The 16,301-nt window shown below is 30.3% G+C and carries 20 protein-coding genes; 14 read left to right on the top strand and 6 right to left on the bottom strand.

The window, feature by feature from the left end:
* Positions 1 to 22: 22 nt before the first annotated feature.
* Genes topA through L8U41_RS00080 form a run of 5 tightly spaced genes read left to right on the top strand, consistent with a single transcriptional unit; the run spans position 23 to position 5,551 of the window.
* Positions 23 to 2,107, top strand: a complete 2,085-nt coding sequence (gene topA, locus L8U41_RS00100) for a type I DNA topoisomerase (RefSeq protein ID WP_412175013.1) — start codon at positions 23 to 25, stop codon at positions 2,105 to 2,107.
* Positions 2,107 to 2,943, top strand: coding sequence for a biotin synthase (locus tag L8U41_RS00095; protein WP_263727472.1), 837 nt, complete (start codon positions 2,107 to 2,109; stop codon positions 2,941 to 2,943). The genes topA and L8U41_RS00095 overlap by 1 nt, the downstream gene beginning before the upstream one ends.
* Entirely contained in the window at positions 2,924 to 4,102 is a 1,179-nt protein-coding gene (locus L8U41_RS00090) for a cation:proton antiporter (protein WP_087685281.1), read from the top strand. The genes L8U41_RS00095 and L8U41_RS00090 overlap by 20 nt, the downstream gene beginning before the upstream one ends.
* A 40-nt stretch (positions 4,103 to 4,142) precedes the next feature.
* Positions 4,143 to 4,901, top strand: a complete 759-nt coding sequence (locus tag L8U41_RS00085; RefSeq protein WP_263727471.1) for a 3'(2'),5'-bisphosphate nucleotidase CysQ — start codon at positions 4,143 to 4,145, stop codon at positions 4,899 to 4,901.
* On the top strand, positions 4,901 to 5,551 hold the full coding sequence (locus tag L8U41_RS00080) for a hypothetical protein (protein WP_263727470.1): 651 nt from the start codon (positions 4,901 to 4,903) through the stop codon (positions 5,549 to 5,551). Before L8U41_RS00085 ends, L8U41_RS00080 begins: the two co-directional genes overlap by 1 nt.
* On the opposite strand, the gene L8U41_RS00075 is transcribed toward L8U41_RS00080, so the two are convergent.
* Genes L8U41_RS00075 through L8U41_RS00065 form a run of 3 tightly spaced genes read right to left on the bottom strand, consistent with a single transcriptional unit; the run spans position 5,544 to position 7,475 of the window.
* Entirely contained in the window at positions 5,544 to 6,320 is a 777-nt protein-coding gene (locus L8U41_RS00075; RefSeq protein WP_263727469.1) for a UDP-N-acetylmuramate dehydrogenase, read from the bottom strand. The two genes, L8U41_RS00080 and L8U41_RS00075, sit on opposite strands and share 8 nt — an antisense overlap.
* Positions 6,317 to 6,586: a flagellar biosynthesis protein FliQ gene (fliQ, locus tag L8U41_RS00070; RefSeq protein ID WP_263664267.1), complete on the bottom strand. Its 270-nt coding sequence runs from the start codon at positions 6,584 to 6,586 to the stop codon at positions 6,317 to 6,319. The genes L8U41_RS00075 and fliQ overlap by 4 nt, the downstream gene beginning before the upstream one ends.
* 25 nt (positions 6,587 to 6,611) lie before the next feature.
* Positions 6,612 to 7,475, bottom strand: a complete 864-nt coding sequence (locus tag L8U41_RS00065; protein ID WP_263727468.1) for a menaquinone biosynthesis family protein — start codon at positions 7,473 to 7,475, stop codon at positions 6,612 to 6,614.
* Between the two features lie 110 nt (positions 7,476 to 7,585).
* Between L8U41_RS00065 and recA the strand changes: the two genes are divergently transcribed.
* The 4 genes from recA (at position 7,586) to L8U41_RS00045 (ending at position 10,818) form a co-directional block, all read left to right on the top strand.
* Entirely contained in the window at positions 7,586 to 8,623 is a 1,038-nt protein-coding gene (gene recA, locus L8U41_RS00060; protein WP_039617275.1) for a recombinase RecA, read from the top strand.
* Positions 8,623 to 9,867, top strand: coding sequence for a phosphopyruvate hydratase (gene eno, locus L8U41_RS00055; RefSeq protein WP_263727467.1), 1,245 nt, complete (start codon positions 8,623 to 8,625; stop codon positions 9,865 to 9,867). The genes recA and eno overlap by 1 nt, the downstream gene beginning before the upstream one ends.
* Before the next feature lie 116 nt (positions 9,868 to 9,983).
* Positions 9,984 to 10,145, top strand: coding sequence for a hypothetical protein (locus L8U41_RS00050; protein WP_163197158.1), 162 nt, complete (start codon positions 9,984 to 9,986; stop codon positions 10,143 to 10,145).
* Positions 10,135 to 10,818: an AMIN domain-containing protein gene (locus L8U41_RS00045; protein WP_039667888.1), complete on the top strand. Its 684-nt coding sequence runs from the start codon at positions 10,135 to 10,137 to the stop codon at positions 10,816 to 10,818. Before L8U41_RS00050 ends, L8U41_RS00045 begins: the two co-directional genes overlap by 11 nt.
* A 14-nt stretch (positions 10,819 to 10,832) precedes the next feature.
* On the opposite strand, the gene L8U41_RS00040 is transcribed toward L8U41_RS00045, so the two are convergent.
* A complete protein-coding gene (locus L8U41_RS00040) occupies positions 10,833 to 11,216 on the bottom strand; it encodes a group III truncated hemoglobin (protein WP_263679710.1) in 384 nt (127 codons plus the stop codon).
* Between the two features lie 108 nt (positions 11,217 to 11,324).
* On the opposite strand from L8U41_RS00040, the gene L8U41_RS00035 reads away from it, so the two are divergent.
* A complete protein-coding gene (locus tag L8U41_RS00035; protein WP_263724735.1) occupies positions 11,325 to 11,801 on the top strand; it encodes a cysteine permease in 477 nt (158 codons plus the stop codon).
* Here L8U41_RS00035 and L8U41_RS00030 read toward each other — a convergent pair.
* Both L8U41_RS00030 and L8U41_RS00025 read right to left on the bottom strand, forming a co-directional pair.
* On the bottom strand, positions 11,770 to 13,080 hold the full coding sequence (locus L8U41_RS00030; protein WP_263727466.1) for an MFS transporter: 1,311 nt from the start codon (positions 13,078 to 13,080) through the stop codon (positions 11,770 to 11,772). The genes L8U41_RS00035 and L8U41_RS00030 overlap by 32 nt on opposite strands.
* A 2-nt stretch (positions 13,081 to 13,082) precedes the next feature.
* A complete protein-coding gene (locus tag L8U41_RS00025; protein WP_039667884.1) occupies positions 13,083 to 13,244 on the bottom strand; it encodes a highly acidic protein in 162 nt (53 codons plus the stop codon).
* A gap of 87 nt (positions 13,245 to 13,331) precedes the next feature.
* On the opposite strand from L8U41_RS00025, the gene moaC reads away from it, so the two are divergent.
* The 4 genes from moaC to L8U41_RS00005 form a co-directional block, all read left to right on the top strand.
* The gene (gene moaC / locus L8U41_RS00020; RefSeq protein WP_263683281.1) at positions 13,332 to 13,805 is read left to right on the top strand and encodes a cyclic pyranopterin monophosphate synthase MoaC; all 474 of its coding nucleotides are present in this window, start codon (positions 13,332 to 13,334) and stop codon (positions 13,803 to 13,805) included.
* A complete protein-coding gene (locus L8U41_RS00015; protein WP_263664263.1) occupies positions 13,783 to 14,046 on the top strand; it encodes a DUF493 domain-containing protein in 264 nt (87 codons plus the stop codon). Before moaC ends, L8U41_RS00015 begins: the two co-directional genes overlap by 23 nt.
* A 12-nt stretch (positions 14,047 to 14,058) precedes the next feature.
* On the top strand, positions 14,059 to 15,183 hold the full coding sequence (locus L8U41_RS00010) for a hypothetical protein (protein WP_263727465.1): 1,125 nt from the start codon (positions 14,059 to 14,061) through the stop codon (positions 15,181 to 15,183).
* Between the two features lie 50 nt (positions 15,184 to 15,233).
* The coding region (locus L8U41_RS00005) for a cache domain-containing protein (protein ID WP_263727464.1) at positions 15,234 to 16,301 on the top strand (1,068 nt) is incomplete at its 3' end.

Genomic DNA, 16,301 nt, shown 5'->3' with positions numbered 1-16,301 from the left:
TTTAATCCTCACAAGGAAAATAATGAAAAATTTAATCATAGTAGAATCACCTGCTAAAGCTAAAACCATAGGTAATTTTCTAGGTAAAGACTATGAAGTAATAGCCTCTAAAGGCCACATTAGAGATCTACCTAAAACTAGCTTTGGTATAAAAATAGAAGATGAAAATTTTAAACCTGAATATAGAATTTCAAACGATCATTCAAGCTTAGTAAAAGAACTCAAAGAAAAGGCCAAAAAAGCTAAAACCATCTACCTTGCAACCGATGAGGACCGCGAGGGTGAAGCCATAGCTTATCATATAGCCAAGGCTATTAATAAAGATGAAAATTCCCTGCCACGCATAGTTTTTCATGAGATTACTAAAAGCGCTATAGAAAATGCTTTAAAAAATCCAAGATCTTTAAATGTAAATAGCGTCAACGCTCAACAAACTAGACGCTTACTTGATCGCATAGTAGGTTATAAACTAAGCCCTTTACTCAATCAAAAAATTCAAAAAGGTCTAAGTGCGGGACGTGTGCAAAGTGCGGCTTTAAAAATCATCGTCGATAGAGAAAGAGAAATCAAAGCTTTTGCTCCTTTAAAATACTTTAGTATAGATATGATTTTTGAAAAAGACTTACAAGCTGAATTAGTCGAATTTCAAAATCAAAAGATAGAAAAACTAAGTCTAACTAATGAAGATAGAGCTAAGCTTATCTTTGAAGCTTGTAAAAATGCTAACTTTAAAATAAAAGATATAGAAAGTAAAGATAGAAAAATAGCCCCACAAGCACCTTTTATGACATCAACTTTGCAACAAAGCGCGAGCAATCGCCTAGGTTTTAACCCTAAAAAAACCATGATGATAGCTCAAAAACTTTATGAGGGCGTAAAAACTCATCAAGGCATTATGGGTGTGATCACTTATATGAGAACTGATAGCTTAAATATCGCAAAAGAAGCTTTAGAAGAAGTAAGAAAGCTTATCAAAAATGATTTTGGTAAAGAATACTTGCCAAGCAAAGCAAATATTTACACCACTAAAAGCAAAGGCGCTCAAGAAGCACATGAGGCTATAAGACCGACTAATCTTAGCTTTACTCCAAAACTTGCAAGTGAGTTTTTAGAAAAAGATGAAGCAAGATTATATACTTTAATATACAATCGCTTCCTAGCTTCACAGATGAATCCTGCTATATCTCAAACTCAAAATGTCTATGCAAAATCAAATGAAGCAAGTTTTAAAATAAGTGGTAGAAAAATTTTATTTGATGGGCATTATAAAGTATATGGGGATATGGACAAAGATAAAATTTTACCTAATTTAAAACTAGAAGATACATTAAATATCCAAAATATAGAATTAAACCCACATTTTACCGAGCCACCTTCAAGATACTCTGAAGCTGGGCTTGTTAAAAAGCTAGAAAATCTTGGTATAGGACGCCCTTCAACTTATGCTCCAACTATTTCTTTACTTAGTGCAAGAGAATATGTACATATAGATAAAAAGCAAATCATACCTAATGAAATAGCCTTTGTTGTAACAGAAGTTTTAGAACAAAACTTTAGTGATATAGTAGATAGTGATTTTACTTCTAAAATGGAAGATAAACTTGACATCATTGCAGAAGGCAAAATGGACTGGCAAGAAGTTTTAAGAGAGTTTTATTTTCCTTTTATGAGAAAAATCGATGAGGGTAAAAAAAATATAAAAAGTCAAAAAACTTTTACAAAATTAGATGAAACCTGCCCTGATTGTGGTGGTGAGCTTGCTATAAGAAAAGGAAGATATGGAGAATTTATAGCTTGTTTAAATTTTCCAAAATGTAAATACTCAAGAAATTTAAAACAAGAAATACAAAATGAAGAAAAAAGTGAGAAAAAGCTCAATACTATAGGTGTAAAATGCCCAAACTGTCAAGAAGGCGAGATTGTGGAGCGTTTTTCTAAGCGTGGTAAATTTTATGGTTGTAGTGCTTATCCAAAATGCAACTATATAAGCAAATACAAACCAAGTGAAGAAAAATGTAGCGAATGTGGCGAAACTTTGATCATCAAAGAGCTTAAAAAAGGCACATTTTTAGAGTGCTTAAAATGCAAAATCAAAAAGGAAATATAATGCAAATCATGCTTTGTGCTATATCTAATATAGCAAGTGGATGGTGCGGGGAGGACTGCAAATACTGCACACAAAGTGCTCATGTGAAAACTAATATCAACAAATACAAAAGAAAAGATATAGATCAAATTGTTTTAGAAGCTAAAATGGCTAAGAAAAATGAGGCTTTGGGTTTTTGTTTAGTTACAGCAGGAGCTGGGCTTGATGATGAAAAACTTGAGTATGTGTGCAAGGTAGCTCATGCAGTGCAAAAAGAAGTAGAAGGACTTTTACTCATAGCTTGCAATGGCATAGCAAATTTAGAACAACTCAAAGAATTAAAAAAAGCAGGAATTTTTTCTTATAATCATAATCTAGAAACTTCCAAAGAATTTTTTCCAAACATTTGCTCTACGCATACTTGGGAGCAAAGATTTCAAACTAATCTTTATGCTAAAGAAGCAGGTTTAATGCTTTGCTGTGGTGGAATTTATGGTCTTGGAGAAAGCGAAGCTGATAGAAAAAGTTTTAGAGCAAGTTTAAAAGAGCTTGATCCTTTTTCTTCGCCTATTAATTTTTTCATACCAAATGAAAATTTAAAACTCAAACAAGCTTTACTTGATCCTGATGAGGCGTTAAATATCATCAAAGACACTAAAAAAGACTTACCAAATGCACATATCATGGTAGCAGGTGGTAGAGAAGTAGTGCTAAAAGAAAGGCAATATGAAATTTTTGACGCAGGAGCTAGTGCTATAGTAGTGGGCGATTATCTTACAACTAAAGGCGAAGAACCTAGCAAAGACATACAAAAACTAAAACAAATGGGATTTAACTTTGCTAGCTCATGCCATTGATGCTCAAGCTGCTACGGATTTAAAAATTTTATTAGTCGTAGCAGGGTGTTTGCTAACTTCACCTTATATTGCTAAATTTTTAAAACTCCCACTTTCAGCTACTGAAATCATGCTTGGTTCTTTTATAGGATTTTTGGGTTTCATAGGAGAAAGTGAGAATTTTAAGCTTTTAGCTAATGCGGGATTTTATTATCTTATGTTTATTGCGGGTATGGAGATTAATCTTAAAACCTTTTTAAACACTGAAAGAAGCTTACTTAATAAAGCTTTTATTTACATTATACTTTTATATGCTTTTAGTGTTTTAGCGGTTGAAAGTATAGATATTTCTTATATTTTTGTCATTATTATACCTGTTATGAGTGTGGGTTTACTCTCAACGCTTTATAGAGACTTTGGCAAAAACTGTGAGTGGCTTAATGTATCTATGGTAGTAGCCACTTTAGCTGAAGTTGTAAGCATAGTTTTGCTTACCATAGCTGCAGCATTTTTGGGAAAAGGAGCCGATCTTTTCTCACTCACTCAAAATTTATTATACTTAGTAGGATTTTTAGCACTTTGTATTTTTGGATTTAAATTTTTAGAAGTGCTTTTTTGGTGGTATCCACAGCTTAAAACCATACTCATGCCTTGGCAAGATCAAAACGAAAAAGATATAAGATTTTGTATGGCAATTTTCATAGCCATAGTTGCGATTATGATTTATTTTAAACTTGAAGTTGCACTTGGAGCTTTTATAGCAGGTTCATTTATAGCTACTTTTTTTGATCATAAAAAAGACTTAGAGCATAAACTCTCTAGTTTTGGTTATGGCTTTTTAATCCCTATATTTTTCATCTATATAGGCTCAAGCTTTAAGCTTCAAATGCTTTTAAACCCTCAAGTTTTGCTCATAGCTTTTTCGCTAACTGCCTTTATGATAGGACTAAGAATACTCTGTGCTATGACTTTTGTAAAAATACTTGGTTTAAAAAACACCTTTTTATTTGGCCTAAGCCATTCTATGCCACTAACCTTACTCATCGCAGTAGCTACGCTTTCTTATCAAACTAATATCATCACTCAAGATATATACTCAGGATTAGTGCTTACTGCTTTACTTGAAGCAATTTTAGCCATTAGCTTAATTAAATTTATTAATAATCTTAGTAGAAAATAATTCTACTAAGTATTTATATAAAATTGCTATACTTTTTTTTATGAAAAATTTAGACACACTTTTAGAATTAGCCTTAAAAGCGGGCAAGGAAGCCTCAAAAGTATTGCTTGAATATAAAGACAAAAATACTTTGTGGCTTAAAGACGATGATTCTCCGGTAGGTTTAGCTGATATAAAGTCTAATGAAGCTATTAGTGAGATTTTGGCTTCAAGCGATATAGCTATATGCTCTGAAGAAAATATACTCTCTTATGAAGAAAGAAAAAATTTAGAGTATTTTTGGCTTATAGATCCTCTTGATGGCACTAAATCTTATGCTAAAAAAGATAAAGAATATTGTGTTTTAATCGCATTAATCCATAAAAACACCCCTATACTTTCACTCATAGGCGATGTGGAAAATAATGCATTTTATTATGCACATACTCATACTAAAGTTTATAAAAATAATGAAATTTTAAATCTTAACTTAGAGCAGTACGAAAAGGTTAAAAATATAGCCCTTTACTCTAAAAATCATGATAATAATGAAGATTTTTTCATTCAAAATCATCTTGAAGGTATTAAGGTTTCATCTGCTTTGAAATTTGTATATTTACTTGAAGCAAAAGCTGGAATTTACCCACGTTTTGGTGGCCCAAAAGCTTGGGATATAGCCGCGGGAGATTTTTTAGTCAAACAAAATGGTGGAATTTTATACGATTTTGATCAAAAGGCTTTAAATTATAATAGTCCTGATTTTAAACTTCCAAGTTTTATAGCTTTTGCTAAGAATGAATTTAAATTAAAAGGTTTTTAGTGAGATTTTTTTTAATATTTTTTTGTTTTTTAAGTGCTATTTATGCTAACTCTTTTGCAAATAAAAAAATCATCAAATTACAAAATAATGATGATTTTAATATCATCAATCTTGAACAAAATATAAATTATGATAAACTCTCACACATTAACACCTTAGCTTTAGTGCCAAGCTATAAAAAAGAATATAATTTTTATTTTTCAAACTTAAAAATTGATGCTAAAACTATGGCAAAAGACACGCTAAAAGCATTAAGTGCTATTTTAAATGAGCAAAATAATTTTGCCTTACTTAGTCAAAAAGAAAATCAATCTTACATCAATAGCCAAAATATCTTGCAAGCAAATAAAAATTTCATCAATGCAAGTGAGTTTTTAGAATTTAATCGTTTCAAAAAGGCTGATTTTATTATTTTGCTAGATTTAAAAAGTATTCAAGCAAGCCAACAAAATTTCTTGCTTTTTTCCAATTTTGAAGTCAAAGCCGACATAGAATACAAACTTTTTAATGCTAAAACAAAAAAACTAAAAGATCATAAAATCCTTACTATCAATACTCAATTTAGCACAAATGATAAAAATAAATCTTATCAAGAATTAGTCCAAGAAATAGCTAAAATTGTTTATGAAGATATTAAAAATACTATATAATTACCACTTCTTCTTCTAAAACAATCCCAAATTCTTCAAAAACTCTTTTTTTAGCAAGCTCTATCAAAAACATAGCATCATCAAAACTAGCATGTTTTTTATTGATTAAAAAATTTGCATGTTCATTACTAAACATCGCATCATTTTTACTAAAACCTTTAAGATTAACTGCTTCTATCAACCTTCCTGCATGATCATTTTTAGGATTTTTAAAAACAGAACCAAAGCTAGCTCCTTTGGGTTGATTTTTTCTTGCATTTTTTAAAAGCTCATCTTTAACTGGGTCAAATCCATATTCTAAAAAAAACTTCGCGCTAAACATCACTTCTTTAATAGGATTAAACCTATAAGCAAAAGCGATGTTTTGTTTTAAAATTTCTTGATTAAAAGTGCAAATACTAATTAAGTTTTTACTAATATCCTCATCCTTTAACCCTGCGTTCATTTTTAAAATACCACCTAAAGTCCCTGGGATATTTCTTAAAAACTCAAAGCCTTTTAGGTTATTTTCTTTAGCAAAATGATACATTTTAAAAGATTTCACGCTAGAGCCTATCTCTAAAAACATACCTTTTTCATTTTGCTCTAAAATTTTAATATAATCAAAACTTTTCCCTAAAATTCCAAGTTTTTTAGGCTTTGGAGAAATTAAAAGATTATTTGCCCCACCTATTAAAAAACCATCAAATTCGCAAAGCTCTTCAAGTATTTGTACTTCAAAGCTCTCGCCTATACGCACAGAAGAATACTTAGAAAAATCAATAATCATCTAATAAAGCTTGGAATTTGATTTAAAATATTAGTTGTAAAATCAATCATAGAACTTATCATCCAAGGCATTAAAAATACTATTACCACAACAACAAGTAAAATTTTTGGCACAAAAGAAAGCGTAGCTTCATTAATTTGCGTTACAGCTTGGAAAATACTTATAATAAGCCCTGCGATAAGTCCTGCTAAAAGCATAGGTAAAGAAAGCATAAGTGTGATTTTAAAAGTTTGTACACCCAAGGCTACTAAAGTACTTTCCATGATTTACTCCTTAAAAATTTAAATTCTATCAAGAATTTCTAAATTCTTCATACTCACTAGGTATAAGATAATCTTTGCTTTTTATTAATTTCTCATAAAATCCATGATTAAACCCAAGCTCAAAAAGCTTATCTATAGCATTGTATTGTTTATCATTCATATTTATAGAGTTTTTATTTGCATATAAATTTAAATACACATCAAGTTTTTGGGCATCAACGCGTATTAAATTACGCTCTAAAAGCATAGAAGCTAAGATTTTTCTATTATGATTAGCTACTTCTACTGCTTTAATCAAATCTTTTTCAACTGCTATTGCATCATTAAGTGGTAAAGATCTTCTGAGAGCCATACCACCCAAAGGTAAAGGTAAATCATCTTTAGCCAATTCTTGCCAAATATCCCAAAGTTCAGCCTCAACACACAAACTAGAATCAAATTCTAAAATACTCTCATGTATAAGCACTCCCGCATCAACCTCATCTTCTAAAACAGCCTTTTCAATCTCTAAAAAATTCTTATAAACTATCCTAGCTTGTGGGTATTTTATGCGAAAGATTAAAGCATTAGTAGTGTGTGCTCCACTTAAAGCAACTTTAAAATTTGGCTTTAATTTTTTATCTTTTTTCTTAATAAGCTTTGGCCCATAACCCTCGCCAAAACTCACAGCAGTTTTTAATAAAGCATATTCACTAGCTATTAAAGGATAAAGCGCAAAAGATATCGCACTAACATCGTATATATTTTCTAATGCAAGTTCATTTAAAGTTTGTATATCTAAAGCTGTATTTTCATACTCATAAGCATTTCCAACCCAACCAAATTTAATCGCCATATACATAAAAATATCATCAGCATCAGGAGAGTGTGCTACGCTAATTTTTTTATTCATTTTTTTCCTTGAAAAATTTAAAAAAGTATTTTAGCAAAATTCAAAATAAAAACTTATATTAAATTTCTTTTTGATACAATTTTAAACATATTATAAAAGGATTAACAAGTATGGATGATAATAAAAGAAAATCACTTGATGCGGCTTTAAAAAGTCTTGATAAAACCTTTGGAAAAGGTACTATTTTAAGACTTGGCGATAAAGAAGTTGAAAAAATTGATTCTATTCCTACAGGTTCGGTTGGGCTTGATTTGGCTTTAGGAATTGGCGGGGTTCCAAAAGGAAGAATTATAGAAATTTATGGACCTGAAAGCTCAGGTAAAACCACCCTTACCTTACACATCATAGCAGAATGTCAAAAAAAAGGTGGAGTTTGTGCGTTTATCGATGCTGAGCACGCTCTTGATGTAAGATATGCAAAAAATTTAGGTGTTGATACAGAAAATCTTTACATCTCTCAACCAGATTTTGGAGAACAAGCCTTAGAAATCGTTGAAACCATAGCAAGAAGTGGAGCCATTGATCTAATAGTAGTAGATAGCGTTGCTGCACTTACTCCAAAAGCAGAAATCGAAGGTGATATGGGAGATCAGCATGTAGGTCTTCAAGCAAGATTAATGAGCCAAGCTTTAAGAAAATTAACCGGTATCGTTCATAAAATGAATACTACTGTAATTTTCATCAACCAAATTCGTATGAAAATAGGCATGATGGGCTATGGCACTCCTGAAACAACTACCGGAGGAAATGCTTTAAAATTTTATGCTTCGGTTCGTTTAGATGTACGAAAAACAGCTACTTTAAAACAAAATGATGAGCCTATTGGAAACCGTGTTAAGGTAAAAGTGGCTAAAAATAAAGTAGCCCCTCCATTTAAACAGGCTGAATTTGATGTGATGTTTGGCGAGGGTGTAAGCCGTGAGGGCGAGCTAATAGACTATGGTGTAAAACTTGATATTATTGATAAAAGCGGTGCGTGGTTTTCTTACAAGGCTTCTAAACTTGGTCAAGGTAGAGAAAATGCCAAAGCATTTTTAAAAGAAAATCCAGCTATTGCAGATGAAATCACTCAAGCCATACAAAACTCAATCGGTATAGATAGTATGATTTTGGGTGCAAAAGAAGACGATGAAGAAGGAGAGGAATAATGTTGATTATTGAAGATTTAAGAGCTTTTGAAGTTTTAGATAGTAGAGGCAACCCTACCATTAAAGCCGAAATCATGCTAAGCGATGGTAGTGTAGGAAGCGCTATCGTTCCAAGTGGTGCAAGCACGGGAAAAAAAGAAGCTTTAGAACTAAGAGATAATGATGAAAGATTTGGTGGTAAAGGTGTTTTAAAAGCGATTGAAAACATCAATGGCACCATAGCTGAAAACATTATAGGGCTTGATGCATTTAATCAAACCCAACTAGATAATACTCTTTTAGAGCTTGATGGAACAAAAAACTACTCTAACCTAGGAGCAAATGCAACCTTAGGAATTTCTATGGCAACAGCACGTGCTGCCGCTAATGCACTAGGTGTACCTTTATATCGCTATTTAGGTGGGGCAAATGCAAGTGTATTACCCGTACCAATGTGTAATATCATCAACGGTGGTGCACATGCAAACAATAGCGTAGATTTTCAAGAATTTATGATTATGCCTTTTGGTTTTTCAAGCTTTAAAGAAGGATTAAGATCAGTTTGTGAAATTTATGCAGTATTGAAAAAAGAATTAGCCAATCTGGGTCACTCTACCGCTTTAGGTGATGAGGGCGGTTTTGCACCAAATTTAGCAAATAATACAGAGCCTCTTGATCTTTTAATGACTTGTATTAAAAAGGCAGGCTATGAAAATAAAATTAAACTTGCACTAGATGTAGCAAGTAGTGAACTTTATAAAGATGGTAAATACCATTTAGAGGGTAAAGTTTTCTCAAGTGAAGACTTAATCGCGCGTTATGAAGAATTATGTGCAAAATATCCAATTTTTAGTATTGAAGATGGTTTAGCTGAAGATGATTATGAAGGTTGGGTTAAACTTACTCAAAAGCTTGGTAATAAAATTCAACTTGTGGGTGATGATTTGTTTGTAACTAATGAAGATATTTTAAGAGAAGGTATCATGAAAAATATGGCAAATGCTGTATTGATTAAGCCTAATCAAATTGGAACAATCACTCAAACTATGAGAACAGTAAGATTAGCTCATAGAAATAATTACAGATGTATTATGAGTCACAGAAGCGGGGAAAGCGAAGATGCTTTTATAGCTGATTTTGCAGTAGCACTTAATACAGGACAAATCAAAACAGGAGCTCTAGCAAGAGGTGAAAGAACTGCTAAATACAATCGCTTATTAGAAATTGAACTTGATAATGATGAGTACTTAGGAGATAAACTCTGAGCGATTTATTAAAAGAGTATGATGAGCATTCTAAAAAAAAGGAAGCTCATCGCCAACTCATCAAAACCATTGCGTTATCATTTGTAGCTATTATTGTTGCTATGTATTTTGGTAATATGTTTTTTGGTAAATCTTCTCTAGATGTACTACTAACACTTAAAGAAGAGCAAAAAATTTTAGAAAAAAATATAATGACTTTAAAAGCTAAGAATGCTCAAGCTCAAAAAGAATATTTGCAACTTTTAAGACTTAAGGGAGAAAATTCGCATGAGAATTAAATTTTTTATATTGTTTTTACTTTCTTGTGTATTTTTAAATGCAAAAGACAATCCTTTTGATAATAACATAGAGCAAAAAAATACCGAATTTGCAAAACTTAGTCCTTTCCAAAGGCAAGATTTTAACTTTAATTCTGATGCGAGAATTTTAAAAAATATTACCATTACTTACATTAACCTTGATGGCTCTGAAGAACAAACCACTCTGGATATATACAAAAGTATTAACTGGCATGATACCTATTCATTTATAAAAACTAAAAGTCCAAATGCCACGCCTATACTTGATGTATCTGTAACCGTGCCACAAAAACAAGGAAATAAAAACTCAAAAACAGAAGAAAACAACACTACTTTAAACATAGAAACACCACTTTTTAGCGGAAATATTTATAATTTTATTTCTCTTGGTTTTTACAATAACAAAATCAATATCAAAACCCAGGATAAAATACTAAGACATCTTTCTATAGGAGATCCTACTAAAATTATTATAGATTTTGCTAAAAAACAAAATTTTAACACCAAAACACTGCAAGTTAATACAGCACAAGTTAGAAAAGTTGTATTTGGTTCACATAAAGGGTATTATCGTTTGGTAATATATCTTGATGGAAAATATAGTTATAAATATTCACATAGTGAAAACTTACATACATTTAACTATCGCTAAGAGTTTTTAAACTCTTAAGCAAATCTATGATCATAAATAATCATTTGAAATCTTTGGGCTATCATTCTAGCTCTTTCTATAATGATATTTCTTGGTTCATCTTCAAAAACTTCTTGCAAACTCTCGTCAAATAAATTAAGCCAAATATCAAAAAATTCTCTTGGAAATGGAGGTAATTCATGATGAGCTCTCAAAGGTGAACCACTATAACTTGGATCAGCTAAAAACATCCCTGCCCAAAAACTTGCTATTTTTTCTTTATGTTTTTTCCAACTCTCATCATCTGTGCCGATTTTTTCATTAAAAATAGGTCCTAAATCTTTATCCACTCTAACCTTTGCATAAAAAATATCCATAAGTTTTTTTATACCCTCATGATTAATAGTTTCAAATTTCATGCTTTTCCTTAAAAATAATTTTTACTTATTGTATTAAATTTAGAAATTAAAAATATAAACAAAAGTCAATTTTTAGTATAATTTTAAAAACAAAACTAAAGAAAAACTATGACTTATACTATTTTACCACCCAATCAATTCTTAGATGATTATGTCTTAAATGTACAATTACATCAATTAGCAAATATCTCTAAAAACGCTTATAAATTTTGGAAAAACGTTCAAGCAGCACGCTATCAAGGCACAAGAGTGGTATTTTTAAACAAAAAAAGTATTTTAAAAAAACACCAACATCTTATACAAAAATGTGAAAATTTAAGTGGCTATGTGTTAGCAAGTGCTTTTTGCTCATTTACCACTTTAGCCCCATCTCATTTAGTAGAAAAAAATAATTCTCAAATTTATAAAATCTTAGATATAAAAGAAGTATGTGGGGTTAAATTTGTAAATTTAAAGGCATTTTACGATCTTTTAAAGCTAGATTATAATTATAATATTTACATTGAAAAATGCCATTTTTTTAGTCCCACTCCTTTGGAAAAGCGTATTAAAATCACTGAGAGTATGTGCGTTGGGTATTACTAAGATATTTAAACATCAAAGCACAAATAAGTGAGATTATAGCCATAGCTAACATATAAAATCCCAAAGAAAAACGAGCAATATTTTCTAAATTTCCTAAAGCAATAGTATGTAAAAATAAAGCAAGTTGCGGGGTAAACCCACCAGCTATTGCATAAGCTATATTATATGAAAAACTAAGTCCTGAAAATTTAATCTTAGCATCAAATACTTCACTCATCATTAAAGGGCAAAAATTCATTACTCCGGCAAAAAAACAAGCACTCAAATAATACACACTCACTGTATTAAAATCAGGTGTTTTAGTATAAAGAGCATTAAAATAAAACAAGCAAGTTAAGAAAAATCCTAATGAAAAAATCACACAAGCTTTCACTATGCCCATTTTATCAGCCAAAATTCCACTTAATATACAACCAATTACAAGTACAACTATGCCAAGCATTTGCATGTAAGTTTGAATGCTTGCATCAATACTTAAAATTTTTGCCATAAAAGAAGGTATAATCAAAATCATCACAACAATACAAGCAGTTAAAACCCAAGTTATTAACATAGAAAGCACTATACCTAGCTTAGCTTTTTTAAACACTTCTTTTAAAGGAAATTTTTCTAGGGCTTTATCTTTTTTCATTTGCTCAAAAACAGGAGTTTCTCTTAAGAATTTACGCAAATAAGCAGAAATGATCCCAAAAATTCCACCTAAGAAAAATGGAATTCTCCAAGCCCACTCATAAAGCTCTTCTTGTGTAAAAAATTTATTCATCATCAAAAATACAAAACTACCAAGTAAAATTCCACCCACCACAGAAGCTGTTAAAATCCCAAGATAAGTACGTTTTTGACCCTTTGGAGCATGCTCAAATACAAAAACCCAAGCACCAGGCAATTCCCCGCCTATAGCTATACCTTGACAAATCCTTACAAATACTAAAAATACTATACATAAATACCCTATGCTTTCATAAGTAGGTATAAAAGCAAGCATAAAAGTTGGCACAACCATCAGCAAAATACTAAGCATAAACATTTTCTTACGGCCAAATTTATCGCCAAAATGAGCCATAACTATACCGCCAAGCGGTCTAGCTAAATATCCTGCAGCAAAAATTCCATAAGTATTAAACATTTGCCAAAATGGACTTAAATTTTCAGGAAAGAAATTTTTAGAAATATAACTTGCAAAAAATACAAAAATGATAAAATCATAAAATTCTAAAGTCCCTCCCAAAGAAGAAAGACCTAAAACTTTTATATCTTTTTTACTAAGATTTTTACTCACTCTTAATCCATCTCATAAGTATCATCATCACTATAATCATCATCGTATTCATAATCATCATCATCATAATTATACGATCTTTGATTATTTACATAAGTATCATCATCTGTTTCATCATACATTTCATCATCGTAATTTTCAAATTCTTCATCATCATAAGCCATTATAAATCCTTTAAAATTTTTTAGTAGTATTTTAATATAAAAATATACATTTTGGTATAATTTTTCAAACTTTACTTAAGGAAAAATATGAATTTAACGCATTTAGATGAAAAAAACCATCCCAAAATGGTAGATGTAAGTCAAAAAGATATCACCCAAAGAGAAGCTTGTGCAAGCGGTAAAATATACATGAGCAAAGAAGCATTTGAAGCTATCATTGAAAATAAAGCTAAAAAAGGACCTGTTTTGCAAACTGCCATCACAGCAGCCATCATGGGAGCTAAGCAAACTTCAAATCTCATTCCAATGTGTCATCCTTTAATGATTTCAAAAGTACAAACCCATATAGAAGAAAACAAAGAAGAATATTCTTTTAAACTTTTTGTGACCGTAAAATGCGAAGGAAAAACCGGAGTTGAAATGGAAAGCTTAACTGCTGTTAGCATTGGACTTTTAACTATTTATGATATGGTTAAGGCTATTGATAAAAGTATGCAAATTACTAATATAGTTTTAGAAAGTAAAGAAGGAGGAAAAAGTGGTAAATATCTGCGATCTTAAAAAAGAACCTATTATAAATTACCCTACTTTTTGGGATTATAAAGTCGTTTTTGAAGCTGGGGTTGATGCTTTAGAAATTTTTACTCAAATACTTAATGAAAGAGAATTTAAATACAAAATCTCAAATACTAGCAAACAAGGAACATACAAAAGCTATCTTTTAAGTGTTTATGTAGATAGTAAAAGTGACCGTTTAAATATTTTTAATCAATTAAAAAGTAAAGCCAAATTTGTACTATAAAAAGGGAAAACTATGAAAAATTTAGCCATTATTTTTGAAAATTCTCTCTTAGCTTGTGAAAAAAACGAAATTCCAAACTTAATTAGCGAGCTTGTTTTTAGTCTAAGTTATAAAAAAATTAGTTTTGAAAATACTAGCAATGAAGAACTTTTTGCCATATTTTCTAAGGTATTAGAAAAACTTGAACTTATAAATGAAGAAAATATTTCTAAAATAATCCAAGGTATCATCAAAGCTAGAGTGGAAGAGGACAAAAAAGCATTTTTTGCTTATATTAATGAATATGGCAAATTAAAAGTAAAAATCGAAGAGCAAAAAAACACCATTAAGCATAAAATTTGTGATAATTTTTTTGACTTAGAAAAAACCTTAAAGGATTTGAATTTAAATGAATTTAATATAAGTATTAATGATGCAATGCTTTATGATATAGAAATACTAGGTCTTTTAAAAGAAACTGCTGAAAGTGCTTTTATCACAACCTTAGAAAAAGGAGAAAATATAGAGCTTACTTCTTGTGAGATTGCTAAAAATTTAGTCTTTAATGCAATTTGTGAAGGAAGTTTTGAAAAAGAAAGAATTTTAAAAATCTCCCAAGTAGTTTTAAATGCAGCTTTTGAACTTGCTAATGAATCACAAGCCTTTGCTTATGATTTATGTATTGGAAGTATTTATGGAGCGCAAGAAGGAATTTCTTTAGCGATTGAAAAATTTAAATCAAGCTTTGCATATAGTGCTTTAGAATATGATTTAAAAAACAAAGAAAAAGAACTCATAGATATAGAACAAGAATTTATTCAAATGCTTAAAAAAATATCATCAGAACTTGACAATCCCGTAAAAGACATACTCAAAGATTTATTAGAAAATAAATTTGACACTTTATTTGCTAAATTTAAACGTCTCATACAAGAAAATAGAGAACAAATCCTTATTAAAATAAATGAAATTAAACAAAATCCAAAAATTGACGACTTTAGCAAGCTAGCACAAAATAAACTTAACATTCTAGCCAAAGAGCTAAGTGAGCTTGAAAAACTTGCTAGTCATAAATATAAAAGTTTAGATAAAAATAATGCAAAAGAATTAGGGGTAAGATTGTGGGAAAAAATTAACAAACTAATAAAAAAATATTAAAAAACAAAAGTTACCATTTTGTCAAATACATCAGATGAAAGAGGTAACTAATGTTTAAAAATTTTAATTTAACTACAAAAATGATTTTAATTTTATCTTCTGTAATATTTATTGGCATAGGAATTTTATCTGTAACGATAATCTCAAAAAGCCAAGAAATGCTTAATGATGAAGCTCATAAACTTTTATTAAGTAGCGCCAATAGATACTCAAATGGGATTCAAGCAATTACCCAAAACGCATATTCAACACTAGAAACAGCACAAGGCGTTATTAAAAATTTTGCAAATAAAGATAATAACTTAGATATAGAAGATCTTAAAATTTTAATAAGCAGTATGCTAGATTCAAATTCTTGGACTTATTTTGCATATATTCATCTTAACCAATACCACAGCAATAATCCTTTAAATCTTACTCCATCAGGAAAGTTTTTATTATTAGCAAAAGATGAAAATCCACAACAAAAAGGATCAATTAAATTCATCCAAGCTGAAGAAGTAATCTTACAACAAAATTCTCTCATAAAAGCTTTACAAACCAAGCAACCTGCCGTTGGAAGACCTAGAGATTATTCTATAAATGGAGAAAAATTATACTTAGTAAACATTGTTTTACCAATTTTTGGAAAGAATAACGAAACAATTGGTGCAATAGGTATGCTTGTGCGCATTGATTTATTGAGAGAAGAATTAAATGATCCAAATAAGAGTTTATTTGCAAATGACCAACGTTTATTGATTTCAAGTGATGGTTTAATCATATCTAGTCCAAAAGCAGAATATGTTGGAAAAATCATCACAGAAATTAATCCTCATCCTAGTGCAAAAACAATACTAGACATGCAAAGCACCAAAACCAATGGTTTATTTACTTTTATACCTGCTTCTACAAATGAAGAAAATTTAGCTCAGCTTGTAAATTTTGATCTTTGGGAGGGCTCTAATGATCATTGGAGTGTTGTAACTATAGCACCAAAAAAATCAGTGGAAAAGCCTGCTGATTCTTTAGCATTTATTATATTTGCAATTTCTGCAATTGTGCTTTTTATTATTATTAGTGTGATTTATTTTTATGTTAAAAAAAGTGTTGTTGGAACAATTCATAAACTTCAAATC

The organism is Campylobacter sp. RKI_CA19_01116 (genome assembly GCF_025771405.1).
GTDB lineage: Bacteria > Campylobacterota > Campylobacteria > Campylobacterales > Campylobacteraceae > Campylobacter_D.
The sequence above is the reverse complement of the archived record's forward strand: the minus strand, read 5'-3'. Positions and strand labels throughout refer to the sequence as shown.

Coding starts and splice junctions, on each gene's coding strand:
- topA (WP_412175013.1), top strand. CDS start 23: ATGAAAAATTTAATCATAGTAGAATCACCTGCTAAAGCTAAAACCATA.
- L8U41_RS00095 (WP_263727472.1), top strand. CDS start 2,107: ATGCAAATCATGCTTTGTGCTATATCTAATATAGCAAGTGGATGGTGC.
- L8U41_RS00085 (WP_263727471.1), top strand. CDS start 4,143: ATGAAAAATTTAGACACACTTTTAGAATTAGCCTTAAAAGCGGGCAAG.
- L8U41_RS00075 (WP_263727469.1), bottom strand. CDS start 6,320: ATGATTATTGATTTTTCTAAGTATTCTTCTGTGCGTATAGGCGAGAGC.
- L8U41_RS00065 (WP_263727468.1), bottom strand. CDS start 7,475: ATGAATAAAAAAATTAGCGTAGCACACTCTCCTGATGCTGATGATATT.
- recA (WP_039617275.1), top strand. CDS start 7,586: ATGGATGATAATAAAAGAAAATCACTTGATGCGGCTTTAAAAAGTCTT.
- eno (WP_263727467.1), top strand. CDS start 8,623: ATGTTGATTATTGAAGATTTAAGAGCTTTTGAAGTTTTAGATAGTAGA.
- L8U41_RS00050 (WP_163197158.1), top strand. CDS start 9,984: ATGTTTTTTGGTAAATCTTCTCTAGATGTACTACTAACACTTAAAGAA.
- L8U41_RS00045 (WP_039667888.1), top strand. CDS start 10,135: ATGAGAATTAAATTTTTTATATTGTTTTTACTTTCTTGTGTATTTTTA.
- L8U41_RS00040 (WP_263679710.1), bottom strand. CDS start 11,216: ATGAAATTTGAAACTATTAATCATGAGGGTATAAAAAAACTTATGGAT.
- L8U41_RS00035 (WP_263724735.1), top strand. CDS start 11,325: ATGACTTATACTATTTTACCACCCAATCAATTCTTAGATGATTATGTC.
- L8U41_RS00025 (WP_039667884.1), bottom strand. CDS start 13,244: ATGGCTTATGATGATGAAGAATTTGAAAATTACGATGATGAAATGTAT.
- moaC (WP_263683281.1), top strand. CDS start 13,332: ATGAATTTAACGCATTTAGATGAAAAAAACCATCCCAAAATGGTAGAT.
- L8U41_RS00010 (WP_263727465.1), top strand. CDS start 14,059: ATGAAAAATTTAGCCATTATTTTTGAAAATTCTCTCTTAGCTTGTGAA.